Origin of the sequence: Cupriavidus sp. SK-3, assembly GCF_000611145.1 — a bacterium.
GTDB lineage: Bacteria > Pseudomonadota > Gammaproteobacteria > Burkholderiales > Burkholderiaceae > Cupriavidus.
Genome location: NZ_JFJV02000135.1, coordinates 63,008 through 76,316, shown reverse-complemented (window position 1 = coordinate 76,316; position 13,309 = coordinate 63,008). Strand labels below are relative to the sequence as shown.

The 13,309-nt window shown below is 64.4% G+C and carries 10 protein-coding genes and 1 tRNA gene; 4 read left to right on the top strand and 7 right to left on the bottom strand.

Translation table 11 applies throughout. The features are described from left to right. Nucleotides 1-153 precede the first annotated feature (153 nt). The 3 genes from CF70_RS14565 (at nucleotide 154) to CF70_RS14555 (ending at nucleotide 3,103) form a co-directional block, all read left to right on the top strand. Complete coding sequence (locus CF70_RS14565) at nucleotides 154-1,131, top strand: DUF2272 domain-containing protein (protein WP_035865646.1); 978 nt, start codon at nucleotides 154-156, stop codon at nucleotides 1,129-1,131. Nucleotides 1,132-1,301: 170 nt separating this feature from the next. Then, nucleotides 1,302-2,066 carry a class II aldolase/adducin family protein gene (locus CF70_RS14560; RefSeq protein WP_035865644.1) on the top strand — a complete coding sequence of 255 codons (765 nt, stop codon included), beginning with the start codon at nucleotides 1,302-1,304 and terminating at the stop codon, nucleotides 2,064-2,066. 53 nt (nucleotides 2,067-2,119) lie between these two features. Further along, the gene (locus CF70_RS14555) at nucleotides 2,120-3,103 is read left to right on the top strand and encodes a 2-dehydropantoate 2-reductase (protein WP_035865641.1); all 984 of its coding nucleotides are present in this window, start codon (nucleotides 2,120-2,122) and stop codon (nucleotides 3,101-3,103) included. 272 nt (nucleotides 3,104-3,375) lie between these two features. Here the strand turns inward: CF70_RS14555 and rarD are convergent, their stop codons facing one another. Next, on the bottom strand, nucleotides 3,376-4,266 hold the full coding sequence (rarD, locus tag CF70_RS14550) for an EamA family transporter RarD (RefSeq protein WP_035865638.1): 891 nt from the start codon (nucleotides 4,264-4,266) through the stop codon (nucleotides 3,376-3,378). Between the two features lie 108 nt (nucleotides 4,267-4,374). Then, on the bottom strand, nucleotides 4,375-5,508 hold the full coding sequence (locus tag CF70_RS14545; protein WP_035865634.1) for a TRAP transporter substrate-binding protein: 1,134 nt from the start codon (nucleotides 5,506-5,508) through the stop codon (nucleotides 4,375-4,377). A gap of 415 nt (nucleotides 5,509-5,923) precedes the next feature. On the opposite strand from CF70_RS14545, the gene CF70_RS14540 reads away from it, so the two are divergent. Next, nucleotides 5,924-7,693 (top strand): carbohydrate porin, encoded by a 1,770-nt coding sequence (locus CF70_RS14540; RefSeq protein WP_035865632.1) that lies wholly within the window; start codon nucleotides 5,924-5,926, stop codon nucleotides 7,691-7,693. Here the strand turns inward: CF70_RS14540 and CF70_RS14535 are convergent. The 5 genes from CF70_RS14535 to CF70_RS14515 all read right to left on the bottom strand — a co-directional run bounded on the left by CF70_RS14535 (nucleotide 7,677) and on the right by CF70_RS14515 (nucleotide 13,297). Beyond that, a complete protein-coding gene (locus CF70_RS14535; protein ID WP_051648455.1) occupies nucleotides 7,677-8,465 on the bottom strand; it encodes an aquaporin in 789 nt (262 codons plus the stop codon). The genes CF70_RS14540 and CF70_RS14535 overlap by 17 nt on opposite strands. A 601-nt stretch (nucleotides 8,466-9,066) precedes the next feature. After that, nucleotides 9,067-9,142: transfer RNA gene (locus tag CF70_RS14530), tRNA-Phe, on the bottom strand. A 60-nt stretch (nucleotides 9,143-9,202) separates the two neighbouring features. Beyond that, a complete protein-coding gene (locus tag CF70_RS14525) occupies nucleotides 9,203-9,907 on the bottom strand; it encodes a response regulator (protein WP_035865629.1) in 705 nt (234 codons plus the stop codon). 52 nt (nucleotides 9,908-9,959) lie between these two features. After that, nucleotides 9,960-12,428 (bottom strand): sensor histidine kinase, encoded by a 2,469-nt coding sequence (locus tag CF70_RS14520; protein ID WP_035865626.1) that lies wholly within the window; start codon nucleotides 12,426-12,428, stop codon nucleotides 9,960-9,962. Next, complete coding sequence (locus CF70_RS14515) at nucleotides 12,425-13,297, bottom strand: DUF4390 domain-containing protein (protein ID WP_035865623.1); 873 nt, start codon at nucleotides 13,295-13,297, stop codon at nucleotides 12,425-12,427. The genes CF70_RS14520 and CF70_RS14515 overlap by 4 nt, the downstream gene beginning before the upstream one ends. Nucleotides 13,298-13,309: the final 12 nt, after the last annotated feature.

The following is a 13,309-nucleotide window of genomic DNA, read 5'->3' as shown; positions in this document are numbered from 1 at the left end:
GCGGGGGGCGTTATCCACAATATTTGCCCACTGGTTATCCTGCGCCTTCGCGGTATACGGCGCACCCCGCGCAAGACCGGTAAGATCGTGCCCTATCGGCGCCTTCCCTCAGTAAATACAAGGGTCTCGGGCGTCCTGCTCAGTAGGCCTCTCATGTCCCGTCGATCGCCGCCAGGCAGATTTCCACAGTTTTATTCACAGCGTTTCCCACAAAATTTTCCACAGGCGCGCCGGCTCGGCCTGAGCTTGCTGACGGCTCTCGCGCTACTGTCGGGTTGCACCATGCCATCCCAGCCGGCGCGGCCCCAGGCTATCCCGTTGCCCGACACCGAACGCCCCGCGACGACACCTGGCGCCACGCAGCGCCAGCGCATTGTCGAGATCGCCTGGCAGGAGTGGCAGCGCTGGGGGGGGCAGACCGTGCGCCTGGGCCGCGACGACACCGCTTGCGTGGCCGATAGCCCACTGCCGGCGCCGGTGCTGCCTGGCCTGCCGGCGGCGACGGATACCGAGGGCAATCCGGACGCCAGCGATGCGACGGGGCGGACGGCTGACCGCGAGGATGAGGAAAGCAGCGAGTCAAGCTGCCTGCACTTTCCCGATGGCACCGGCATGGAAGCCACCGCCCAGGGGTGCCGGCTGGCGCAGCGCTATTGGGCCATCGTCGGCAAGGCGGTCACGTGCCACCAGATCACTCAGGGCAGCTGGGCCTGGTCCGCGGTCTTTATTTCCTGGGTGATGCGCAAGGCGGGTCTGGACGACCGCCAGTTCCTCACCGGCGATTCGCACTCGATGTACGTAGTGGACGCGCGCGACGGCGTCCTGCCTGCGCCTGCCTTCCGCATTGAACCGCTGCCGGCCATGCCGCGGCCAGGCGATGTGATTTGCGCCGGGCGCGGCAGCGACAAATACCTGGCCAGCGTGGCCGCAATCGGTTTTGGCACTACGCCCATGCATTGCGACATCGTCGTCGAGGTGGACCCGGCGGCACGGATGGTCAAGGCGATTGGCGGCAATGTCCAGCAATCGGTCTCGATGGAACTGATCGAGCTGGGAGACTCCGGCATGATCGATGGCGTGACCAATTCGCACATGCCGTGGCTGCTGATCATGCGCAACACCCTGCCTTGAGTGTCGATATGGACCTGCGGGTACCTCCGGCTTGACCGGCTCCATATAATCATTAACATGGTAATTAATCGAGGCATCGATATCGCCATGCGCGTGCCGTAGCCCCGACCCCACCTGAACAGCACCCCATGGCGCGCGCACCGACGCGCAAAAACGCAGAGGAGACCTGCATGGCTGTCGCTAACTGTCACCCGGCGGAATGGGAGGCGCGCGTCAAGCTCGCCGCCTGCTACCGCATCTTCGACCGGCTGGGCTGGACCGAGCTGATCTACAACCACATCACGCTGCGCCTGCCGCCCGAGGCCGGCGGCGATACCGGCAAGCCACTGTTCCTGATCAACCCGTTCGGCTTGCGCTATGCGGAGGTGACCGCCTCCAACCTGGTGAAGATCGACCTGGCCGGCCAGGTTGTCGGTGAGAGTCCCTGGCCGGTCAATCCTGCCGGCTTCGTGGTGCATGCGGCGATTCACGCCGGTATTCCGGGCGCGCATTGCGTGATGCATACGCACACCACGGCCGGCATGGCGGTGGCCTGCTCGGCGCAGGGCCTGTCGATGAGCAATTTCTATGCGGCGCAATTGTTCGACAAGGTCGCCTGCCATCCTTTTGAAGGCATTACCGTGCACGACGAGGAAGGGCCCAGGCTGGTGCGCAATATCGGGGACAAGCCGGCCGTGATCCTGCGCAACCATGGCTTGCTGGCCTGGGGCGACAGCATCGCGCGCACCTTCTCCACCCTCTGGCTGCTGAACCGCGCCTGCGAGATCCAGCTTGCCACGCTGGCCATGGGTGCCGCGCTGCCCGTGCCGGAGGAGATCCAGCGCAAGTGCACGCGCGACTCGCTGCAATTCAATCCGAAGTTTGGCGCGGGTGAGGACGTGTTCGCGGCGCTGATTCGAGAGATTGATGCTATCGATGATTCGTATCGTAATTAGATGTATATGATTCTTTCCGTGAATAAACAAAGAAACCCACGAGAGTGACGGCCATGACATCTCTTTGCATAGTCGGCGTAGGCGCCGTTGGCGGCTTTATTGGCGCGCGGCTTGCCCGTTCCGGCCAGGGGCTGAATGTGCTGGCGCGCGGCCAGACCTTGTCCACGCTGCGCGCGCAGGGTCTGACCCTGGTCGAAGGCGAACGTAGCGAGACCTTCCAGGTTCACGCGGAAGGCGATCCCGCAGCGCTAGGTACGCAGGACGTGGTGATCCTGGCGGTGAAGGCCCCGGCGTTGCCGCAGCTGGCGCAGGCCATAGGGCCGTTGATCGGCCCCGATACGGTGGTGGTCACGGCGATGAATGGCGTGCCGTGGTGGTTTTTCGAGCGCCCCGGCCCGCACGCGGGGCTGTCGCTGCACACCGTGGATCCGGAAGGCGCCATCGCGCGTGCCATTCCGGCCACGCAGGTGATCGGCTGCGTGGTGCACCTGACGGCCTCCACGCCAGCGCCGGCCACTGTGCGCCATGGCTTTGGCGAGCGCCTGATCCTTGGTGCCGCCGGTGGCGATTCGGGCATGGCGGCCGGCAAGGTCGAAACGGTGGCCAGCCTGCTCGCCCGAGGTGGCCTGGAGATCGAGCGCAGCGCGGCTATCCAGCAGGACATCTGGTTCAAGCTGTGGGGCAATATGACGATGAACCCGGTCTCAGTGCTGACCGGCGCGACTTGCGACCGCATCCTCGACGACCCGCTGGTCAACCGCTTCTGCCTGGCGGTGATGGAGGAAGCTGGAGGGATCGGCGCGGCTATTGGCTGCCCGATCGCGCAGAGCGGCGAGGAGCGTAGCCAGGTGACGCGCAAGCTGGGAGCCTTCAAGACCTCAATGTTGCAGGATGCCGAGGCGGGGCGGCCACTGGAGATCGACGCGCTGGTGGCCTCAGTGAGGGAAATTGGCGAGCACGTCGGGATTGCCACGCCCAATATCGATGCGCTGCTAGGCCTGGTGCGTCTGCATGCGCAGGTGCGCGGGCTTTACTGAGGAGGATCGGACCGCAGGCGGGGCTTTGAACGATTCGATAGATGGTAATGAATATTCTCTGTATCAATGAATATGAGCGCGATGTGCGCTAATTCTATAGATATGACGAATATTTATGTCGAAATCTGATCACTTCGCCTACCCGTTCGCTCGGTGAAAGCGTCGGAAACTTCCGATATTTATCAGTGGAATGAATGGTAAGTCGACTTTTTTATTGAGTTCATTTCTTGCGGGAATAAAAAGGGGGCTCCAGCGGAAGGAACCCCCTTCCCTCAGCCTTGCGCCACGGCGCCGCTGCGCCGGCGCCCCGCCCAGATGCCTTCGATGGCATAGACAGCCAGCGATATCCAGATCATTGCGTACCCGGCCTGCTTGCTTGCCGGGAACGGCTCGTTCCACAGCCACACGCCGAGCAGCAGCTGTAGCGTCGGCCCCGTGTATTGCAGCAGCCCTAGCAAGGACAGCGGGATGCGGCGCGCGCCCGCCGCAAACAACAGCAGGGGGACAGCGGTGACGGGACCGGCCAGCAATGCCAGCAACTGCACGCCGCCGCTGGCCTGGCTGAAGTCGGCCTGCCCGGTGGCGAACAGGTAGGCCAGGGAGCTTGCCGCCAGCGGGAACAACAGCAGGGTCTCCAGCGACAGGCCTTCCAGCGCGCCAAGCGTGGCGGTCTTGCGCAGCAATCCGTACCCGCCAAACGTGGCGGCCAGCGCCAGCGCGATCCACGGCAGCTGGCCGGCTGCCACGGTCAGCCAGGCCACGCCCGCGGCTGCCAACGCGATCGAGGCCCACTGGCCGGGGCGCAGCCGCTCGTGCAGGAACAGTACGCCCAGCAGCACGTTGAACAGCGGATTGATGAAATACCCCAGGCTGGCGTCGACCACCCGCCCGTTCGATACCGACCAGATGTAGAGAAACCAGTTGCCGCTAAGCAGCAGCGCGCTGGCGGCGAAGCCGGCCAGCAGGCGCGGATTGGACCATACCCCGCGCAGCCAGCCCCAGTGGCGCCGCCAAGTGAGCACCAGGCCCAGGAACACCAGCGACCACACCATCCGGTGCAGCAGGATCTCCATCGGCGCGATGCCGTGCAGGGATTTGATATAGAGCGGCAGCAGGCCCCAGATGGTGTAGGCGAGCAGCGCGTAGATGATGCCGGTTTGCATGAGAAGTCCCAAAGAATCGGGCGATTCTACCGGCGTAAAAAAGCCCGTGCTTGGCACGGGCTTATCGCTTGCGGCGCAGCGGGCAGCGGCCCGCATGTGTCAAGGCATTTACAGCTTGTGCGTGAAGCTGAATTGCGAGAACGCCTGCTCGGCCACATTGAACCAGGCGGCTTCGTTGTTGCGGAATACGCGCCAGTCGTCGTAGATCTTCTTGAACGAAGGATTCTTGGCGTTTTCCTCGGCGTAGGCTTCCTGGGTGGCCTTGAAGCAAGCCTCCATGATTTCCTTGGAGAACGGACGCAGCTTCACGCCGTTTTCCAGCAGGCGCGCCAGGGCTTGCGGATTGACCGTATCGTACTTGGCCATCATGTTGGTATGGACCTCGATGGTGGCCGTTTCCAGCGCGCGCTTGTACAGCGCGGGCAGCTTCTCGTACTCCGTGGCCGAGGAATAGAAGGACAGCTGTGCGCTGCCCTCCCACCAGCCCGGGTAGTAGTAGTACGGCGCAACCTTGTAGAAGCCCAGTTTCTCGTCATCGTAGGGGCCAACCCATTCGGCCGCGTCGATGGTGCCTTTTTCCAGTGCCGGATAGATGTCGCCGCCGGCGATCTGTTGCGGCACCACGCCCAGGCGCGCCAGCACCACGCCGGCAAATCCGGCGATGCGGTACTTCAGGCCCTGCAGGTCGGCCACCGTCTTGATTTCCTTGCGGAACCAGCCGCCCATCTGCGCGTTGGTATTGCCGCCCAGGAAGTTGACGACGTTGTATTCCTTGAAGAATTCACGCATCAGCTTCATGCCGTTGCCCTGCATCATCCAGGCGTTTTGCTGGCGTGCGGTCAGGCCGAAGGGGATGGTGGTGTCAAAGCACAGCGCCGGGTTCTTGCCGAAGTAGTAGTAGCCTGCGGTGTGGCCGATCTGTACGGTGTTGTTCTGCACCGCGTCCAGCACCTGCAAGCCCGGCACGATTTCGCCGGCGGCGAACACCTTGATGTTGAACTTGCCGTCGGTCAGTTCCTTGACCCGGGTCGACAGCAGCTCGGCGCCACTGAAGATGGTGTCGAGCGACTTGGGAAAGCTCGAAGCCAGGCGCCATTCCACGGCCGGGTTGCTGCCGATCACGGCCGGTGCGCTGGCACCGGCGGCGGCCGGCGCCGCGGCCTTTTCTTCCTTGCCGCAGGCGGCCAGCGCCCCGGTGGCGGCGACGGCCGATGCCTTCAACAGAAAGGAACGACGTTCCATAACTTCTCCTCTTTATAAATTTTTTGGTGCGGCAGCAGCGTCAGGCACGCTCACGTCATGCGTGGGCATCCGGCTCTGTACCGTGGCGCGCATGAAGCCGGGGTACGGCGGCTGCGCAATTAATGAGCCTGTTACAAAGACATGCCAGGATCATCAGCAGATCATGGCACGCCTTTGTAACAGGCTCGGGGGCGCCGGTCCGTACCCGTCGGACAAGCCAGAGGATTATAGCGGTGGCCCTTTCGCCACGGGGGACCGGGAAAGTCCGGGTTTTCGCTAGGAAAGCGCCGCTTTCCGGGTGGTTCCGCCGCCCTGTTCCGTATGGTGAAAAGGCCGCCTTTGCCGCGGATTTTGTAACCCCGCTTGCTGTCCAATCGGGCGACTGATAAAAAATCACGCCTTACTGGTGTTGCCTATGTTGCCTGTTGTCCCGGCCGAATCGGGCCGCCCGCCGCCTCGTCACTCTCACCGCCTCGCTGTTGCCGTGCTGGCCGCTTGGGGGATGAACGCGTGTGCGCAGGCCGGCACGGGTCTGGCGGCATCGGACGCGCCGGTGGCGCCTCCGGCCGTGGCGGTACAGGCCCGGCCCTCGCCACAGGTAGATCCGGAGACAGACCCCCTGGCAGCCTTGGTTGCGCGCGAGTCAGCTGGTGGTGCCGAGACTAGCCCAGCCGTAGTACGCCTGGCTGACGCCGCGCCTGCGGTCATGGAAGCGCCTTCCGTGCCCGTTGCCGCCGGTGCGGCCCCTGTTCCCGCCGATCCTTCCGAGTCCGGTGCACCGGACGCCACCCTGCCAGCCCCGCCGCTTCCGGCCACCTGGGCCAACGCAGGCCTGGCCGACGACGGCATGGAACTCGCCGGACCGCCCGAGCCGGCCTTGCCCCCAGAGCCCGTGATGGCGCCGCCGCCTCCTGTCGTGTTCTTTCCCAAGCGCCTGGGCCAGTTCGTCGCGGAGGCGTCGCCGAAGCTGGCCGAGCCGGTCGACGGCGATGCCCCCGAGGCGCCAGCCAGCGAGGGCTTCGCCCTGGTCTCGCAGTTACCGGTCGACGATCCGGCCGGCGACCAGGTCTGGCGGCTAGGCTACAGCGGACGAGCAGCCTATGACGACCGCAACACGGCCACGCGTGCCTGCGCCGGTGGCGGCACGCTGTCCACCGGCGTAGGCGGAGGGCTGGCCTGCCGCGGCACGGGCGAGGTCAAGCTCAAGGAATCGCTGTTCGCCCTGGATGGCGGCGGCCAGGTGCAACTGGTGGCGCAGGCCAAGGGGACGGATGCCACCTCGGTCAATGGCCGCCCGGCAGCGGTCGATCCGTATGCCCTGCTGCCCCAGATCTATACCTCGGTCAGTGGCCTGTCGGTACTCGACGGCGCCACCATGTGGGCTGGGCGGCGCGAGACCTCGGCCTTCCTGATGTCCTCGGGACTGCTGCCGCCCACCTCCCCGGCAATGCGCTTTGGCGTGGACAATGCGCGCTTTGGCGATATCGCGCTCAATTACCAGTACACCGCGCGCAACGATCTCAATGGCGCCAACCTGCCTAGTTACCATTCGCTGCGCACCGCCCCCATCACGACCAACGTGAAAGGCTCGGTGCAACTCGGCTATACGCGGGTGGAAGCGCAGCCGCTGATCCAGCAGACCGGCAGCGCATGGTGGGTGTCGGCCATGCACGAGCAACAGGGCGTGCTCGCCGGCACCAATCGTTTCGGCATGCAGTTTGGCGAAGGCAGCCGTAATGCGCTGACTGGCTACACCGGCATGGGTCCTGCGTTGTCCCGGGTACGCCTGGCCGAATCGATGGAATGGAAGCAACGCTCCGGCCTGGGCCTGGCAGGCTCGGTCGAGTCCAGCATGCAGTTCGACCGCTCGCCGGTGGGAACGCTGCAATGGATCGCCACGCGCGTGCGCCCCGCCTACATCGCCAGCGAGCAGTTCAAGCTCACCTTCGAGGTGGCGCGTGACCAGATTTCCTCGGGCTTTGGCGCGAGCGGGCAACGCACTGCCCTGACCGTGGCGCCGACGTTCACGCTTGGCAAGGCGGCCGGCAATGCCAACCTGCGCGCTTTCTACACCTACAGCAAGGCCAGCGACGTGGATGGCATAGCGTTCGCCTCGCCGGCGGATACGTGGGCCTCGCAAACGTCCGGCTCCATCTTCGGCGTCCAGCTCAATCGGCGCTGGTAGCGGCCGGAGTGGCCGCCGGGGCGGGCGTCGGCCATGCCGCCGTTTGCTTCGCATGCGAACGGCCCGGCTGCGCTGCCGGCGCGCGCAGCAACCAGTGGAAGATTAGCGTGGCGCTCAACCCTCCCGCCAGTTGCGCCAGCATGAAGCCGGGCACATCGACGGCACGGATGCCGGTGAAGGTCGCTGTCAATGCGCAGGCAATGGTCAGTGCCGGGTTGGCAAAAGAGGTCGACGCGGTGAACCAGTAGCCAGCCGTGATATAGGCCGCCACGGCGAACGGAACCAGGCCGGGCCGGCTGCGTCCGGTACCGGTGGCAACGCTGATCAGGCCGAAGGTGGCCACGAACTCGCTCCACCACATCGAAGTCCCGGTGCGGCTTTGTGCCGACCAGGCCAGCATCGGCTCGCCAAACATCGCATGCGCGCAGATGACGCCCGCAATGGCGCCAGCAGCCTGTACCAGCGCATAGCGCCACGCATCGCGTGCCGGCAGCGTGCCCTGTACCAATGCACAAAGGCTCACCACGGGGTTGAAATGACCGCCCGATACCGGTCCCAGCGCCAGCAGCAACGCGATGAGCCCACCCCCCGTGGCCAGCGAATTCGCCAGCAATGCCAGTGCGACATTGCCACCGGCCAGCTGCTGCGCGCGAATGCCGGAACCCACCACCACTGCAACCAGCAACGCTGTGCCCAAGGCTTCGGCCACCAGGCGCCTGGCCAGCGTGCTCGCAGGCACGGGTACGGCGCGTCCATGCGGTTCAGCGGTCATTACATCGTCGGGGTGCTTGCGCATTGGGTTTGCTTGGCATGGCCTGGAAACCGCCTCGGACCTGGAATCAGTCCTCGCCGCGGGAGCGCGCAGTGTTCGTTTTTCGTCTTCCGGCGTCAATGCACGCGCGGCTAGTTTTGAATGAACTGGTGGTATCGAATGCGCGGCGTGTTTTGCCAGACTGCTATCCGCACGGCACGGATACGAAGCGTGCAATGGTGAAATTCGGAGGTCAGGCCGAAATGCGGAAGCCGGAATTCAGGGATATTTGGCGCAATGCCGATAATCGCGGATGCGATGGCATTGGTCGAGGAAATTGTGCCTAAACAATAGGCGGTGGCAGTGGACAAAGCAAGGGCGTAGCTGGCGTCTGACGATAGCCATACGAGGACTGGAAAGGACGTCCATGCCCGCGTTCGCGCGTGGGCATACAGGACAGCCCGAGCAAGGAGACAACGCGCCCACGGCCCTCTTCGCCACCGTGCGGCGGCACATGGGAATGCCAGTACGGCGAAGCGCATCTTATGCGTCGGCAAAAAATGAACGCCGGCAAATGAAAAAAGCCCAAGACCTTTTCAGATCTTGGGCTTTTTCGTAATACTGGTGGCCTGGGACGGAATCGAACCGCCGACACAAGGATTTTCAATCCTCTGCTCTACCGACTGAGCTACCGGGCCAAAGAAGCAAAATCATAGCAGCGCATTTTGAATCAGTCAAGCGCTGCGCGCATCACCGCATCATTGTTCTGCTGGTTCCGGCTTGTTGCGGCCGAGTTCCACGCCGAGTTGCTTGAGCTTGCGGTACAGGTGGGTACGTTCGAGGCCGGTTTTCTCGGCGACGCGGGTCATGCTGCCGTGTTCGCGCAGCAAGTGGTATTCGAAGTAAGCGCGCTCGAACAAGTCGCGCGCCTCGCGCAGCGGCATATCGAAGGAAAAGTGCATCTCCGCTTCGGGCAGCCGTTGCGGGGCACCATTGGCGCTCTCCGCGGCGCTTTCCGCCGCTACCGCCGCGATGCCTTCGCCACTGCCATTCGCGGGCAATGCCGCGCCTGCGGCCACGCCTGCGCGCGGACGTTCGACGCCGCGTGCCAGGCCCTGCTCGACCGCCGACAGCAGCTTTTGCAAGGCAATAGGCTTCTCGAGGAAATTGAGCGCGCCAATCTTGGTCGCCTCCACCGCGGTATCGATGGTGGCGTGCCCCGACATCATGATGACGGGCATGGAGAGCAGGCCCTGGGCCGACCACTCCTTGAGCAGCGTGACGCCGTCGGTATCGGGCATCCAGATGTCAAGCAGCACCAGATCCGGCGTATTGCCGGCACGGTACTCGCGCGCCTTCTGCGCGTTTTCTGCCACTTCGACCACATGGCCTTCGTCGCTGAGGATTTCCGAGAGCAACTCCCGGATACCCATTTCGTCGTCGACTACGAGGATGGTTGCCATACTTCCCCTCTTGACCCCACCGCGGCTTGCCGGGTTCGGGGCCGCACATTGACTATGCCAGTTTAACGAACAGGATGGAGATCTGCGCCCCGATGATCTCGGTGCCCTCCATGCGATTGCGCAACTCGATGCGTGCGCCGTGTTCGTCAATGATCTTCTTCACCATTGCGAGCCCGAGGCCGGTTCCCTTGGCCTTGGTGGTCACATACGGTTCGAACGCGCGACTAAGGATGCGCGGGGCGAAACCAGGACCGTTATCCGCAATGGTGAGCTTGACGGCCTGCCGGTCTTCGCCGGCAGAATCTTTGTATTCTACAGTCTCGGTGTGCAGAGCGATATGGGGCGCCATTCTGGCCGCCGAAACGTTGTCCGACACGGCATCCTGCGCGTTTTGCAGCAGGTTGTGAATCACCTGGCGCAACTGGGTCGGATCGCCCTTGATTTCAGGCAGGCTGGCAGCCAGCGACGGATGGATCACGGCATGCTCGTGGGGGCCGGTGTCGTCGATGCCGTAGAGGTGCAGCACTTCCGCCACCAGGCCGTTGAGCTGCAGTGACTGCAGCAGCGCTGGCGGCGTGCGCGCGTAGTCGCGGAAGTCGTCGACCATGCGCTTCATGGCCTGCACCTGGTTGACGATTGTGGTGGCGCCCCGCTTGAGCACGTCCACGTCGTGGCCTTCCAGCTTTGGCGAAAGCTTCATCTGCAGGCGCTCCGCCGAGAGCTGGATCGGGGTCAGCGGGTTCTTGATCTCGTGCGCGAGGCGCCGCGCCACTTCGCCCCAGGCCACGGAGCGTTGAGCGGAAATCACATCCGAGATATCGTCGAACACCACCACGTAGCCGGGCTCGCCTTGCTCGTCGCCCCGTCCGCCGGGCAGGCGCGCGCCGCGCACCAGCAGCGTGAGCGGTTGTTCCTCATCGCCCTGTGGCAGCTCGATCTGCTTTTGCCAGTGCTGCGCGCCACCCAGCATTTCACTGGTGGTCTGCTCAGAAAAGGCCTGCCGCACGATGTCGCCGAATGCGCCGAGCACCGGGATGCTGTCGATGGGCTGTCCCAGCGCGCCGGCGAAGGGCTGGCGGAAAATGCGCTCGGCGCCGGGATTGGCGGTGATCAGGACGAAGCGGCGGTCGAACACAAACACGCCGGCGGTGAGGTTCTGCAGCACGCTTTCAAGATACGCCGTCGATTTTTCGAGCGCGCTGCGGTTCTGTTCCACCGCGATGCGCGCTTCCGAGAGCTGGCGCGTCATCATGTTGAACTGCTGCGTCAGCATGCCGAGCTCGTCACGGCTCTTGAGTTCGCGCTTGGGCGAGAGATCGCCCTCTGCCACTTCCTTGGTCCCTTGCAACAGCATCAGCAGCGGTCGCGCCAGCTGGCCGCCGAGCAGCAGCGCCAGCATCACGGCAATGAACACCGCCAGGAACAGCGTGAGCGTGAGCGTACCGATATACATCTTGCGCAGGCCGGTGCGGCCAAGCGCCTTCTCCTGGTACTCCTGGTAGGCCCGCTGGACTTCGTCGGCATTGCGCGCCAACGCCGCCGGCACCGGATGCACGATTTGCAGATAGCGCTCCTCGCGCACCGTGTCGCCCACCAGCCCGAAGCCGGAAGACGCGGCATCTTCCGGGCGGCGTTCCACGGCCAGCCCCGAGCCCGCCCAGCGGCTGGCTGCATTCAGGGGCTGCTTTGCCGCCGGGCCGCTGGCGCTTTCCGCGAGGGTTTGCGCATTGGTCTGCGCGGTGGGCGCGGGGCCAAGCGGCACAATGACGCGCAGCCGGTACAAGTGGCCGCCATCGGTTCGTTCGGGCTTGTGGCGCCCGTCCACCACCGGATCGGAGCCGCCCTCCACTGCGGCGTAGCCGCCGGCCAGCCGCGCCTGCTCGGCCAGCACGCCGGAAGGCAGGTCGGGCACCAGCGAGGCATAGCTGCTCGAGGCGGTGGCGATCACACGGCCACTGCCCGTAAAGATGGCGGCTTCCTGCACGCCGTATTGCTCGCGCAACCGGTTGAGCTGCAGCGAGGTGGCGACATTCGACGAGCCGGTGATCTGGTCGGCCATCAGCCGCGCCTTGCCTTGCAGGTCGGACAGCGAACTGTCGATGGTCGAGCGTCCAAGATTCAGGCCGGCCTCGAGCGCGGTTTCCACGCGCACATCGAACCAGGACTCGATGCTGCGCGAGACGAACTGCAGCGACACCAGGTAGATCAGCACGCCGGGCAGCACGCCCACCACGCCGAAGAACACCGCGAGCTTGGTCATCAGCCGCGTGCCAAACTTGCCGCGGCGGTAGCGCAGCCACAAGGTCAGCGCCAGCGCCCCGATGATCAGCACCAGCAGGATGCCGATCACCAGGTTGATCTTGAACAGCAGCGTGAAATACCGGTCGAAGAATTCGGTATTGGCCGAAGCGCCTGCCAGCAGCGCTACCAGCACCAGTGCCAGGAACACGATGATGCCGGCCACGACGCGGTAAAGCACGCGCCGGAAACGGCTGTCCCAAAGGCTGGGGGCGGTGCTCATGGCTGGCCCGCGGCCGGCTGCACCAGGGTATTGGGGGAGAGCACGGTCGATACGGTCTGCGCGAACGGTACCGCGCGCGTTTCGCCGGCCACTGCCGCGGACGCGGCGGATGCCGGTCCTGGCACGGGGGGCGGCACCGGTACTGGCAACACCGGCGGTGGCGGCGTGGGCGCGGGGGGCTGCGGGAACTCGGTGGGTACAGTGAAATTAAAGCGGCGCCATTCCGATGCCAGGTTCCATTCGCGCGTATTGACGGCGTTGATCTGGAACGGCTTGGGCAGTTGCGTCAGATCCAGGCGCATGCGCGTTTCGGCCTGGTAGGTCTCGCCCGGCTTGACCATATTGCGCTCGAACACGCGCCAGCCACGCACGCGCTGGATGAATTGCAGCGCGCCCTTTAGCCGCATGAACGGCAGTTGCAGGCCGCCGGTGGAAACGCGGTACTGCCGCGTGAGCGGATGGTAGGACAGCCGCACGCTGCGGCTGGCATTGACTGGTTTTTCATCGAACCAGTACCAGCGTGGACGGGTAAGCTGGAAATCGACCACGAAATACAGAGAGATGCCTTTGTTCAGCGCGTCTTCGAGCGGTGGCGGCAATTCGAAATCGAAGCTCGCGGCAAGATCGAAGCCGCCGTCCTGGTACTCGATGCGCGCTTCGTTGACTTCGATGCCATCGGCGCGCGCCGCTCCCGGCAACACCATCAGTGCCATCAGCACGCACAGCATGATCGCCGACGCAAGCCGCAAGGCTGCCAGCCAGTTACGCGCCTTGCGCGCGGCGCCGGCTATTGCACTACCTGCCGCCACGGGCACGTACGCACTGTCGTCAGGGACGCGAAGGACGAACAAGCGAAGCGGGCTCGGCATTGGGATCGATAC

Excerpts from the sequence above, each read along its gene's own strand:
- CF70_RS14525 (WP_035865629.1), bottom strand. The coding sequence starts at position 9,907 with ATGGCAACCATCCTCGTAGTCGACGACGAAATGGGTATCCGGGAGTTG.
- CF70_RS14540 (WP_035865632.1), top strand. The coding sequence starts at position 5,924 with ATGTTGCCTGTTGTCCCGGCCGAATCGGGCCGCCCGCCGCCTCGTCAC.
- CF70_RS14560 (WP_035865644.1), top strand. The coding sequence starts at position 1,302 with ATGGCTGTCGCTAACTGTCACCCGGCGGAATGGGAGGCGCGCGTCAAG.
- CF70_RS14565 (WP_035865646.1), top strand. The coding sequence starts at position 154 with ATGTCCCGTCGATCGCCGCCAGGCAGATTTCCACAGTTTTATTCACAG.
- CF70_RS14520 (WP_035865626.1), bottom strand. The coding sequence starts at position 12,428 with ATGAGCACCGCCCCCAGCCTTTGGGACAGCCGTTTCCGGCGCGTGCTT.
- CF70_RS14545 (WP_035865634.1), bottom strand. The coding sequence starts at position 5,508 with ATGGAACGTCGTTCCTTTCTGTTGAAGGCATCGGCCGTCGCCGCCACC.
- rarD (WP_035865638.1), bottom strand. The coding sequence starts at position 4,266 with ATGCAAACCGGCATCATCTACGCGCTGCTCGCCTACACCATCTGGGGC.
- CF70_RS14535 (WP_051648455.1), bottom strand. The coding sequence starts at position 8,465 with ATGACCGCTGAACCGCATGGACGCGCCGTACCCGTGCCTGCGAGCACG.
- CF70_RS14555 (WP_035865641.1), top strand. The coding sequence starts at position 2,120 with ATGACATCTCTTTGCATAGTCGGCGTAGGCGCCGTTGGCGGCTTTATT.
- CF70_RS14515 (WP_035865623.1), bottom strand. The coding sequence starts at position 13,297 with ATGCCGAGCCCGCTTCGCTTGTTCGTCCTTCGCGTCCCTGACGACAGT.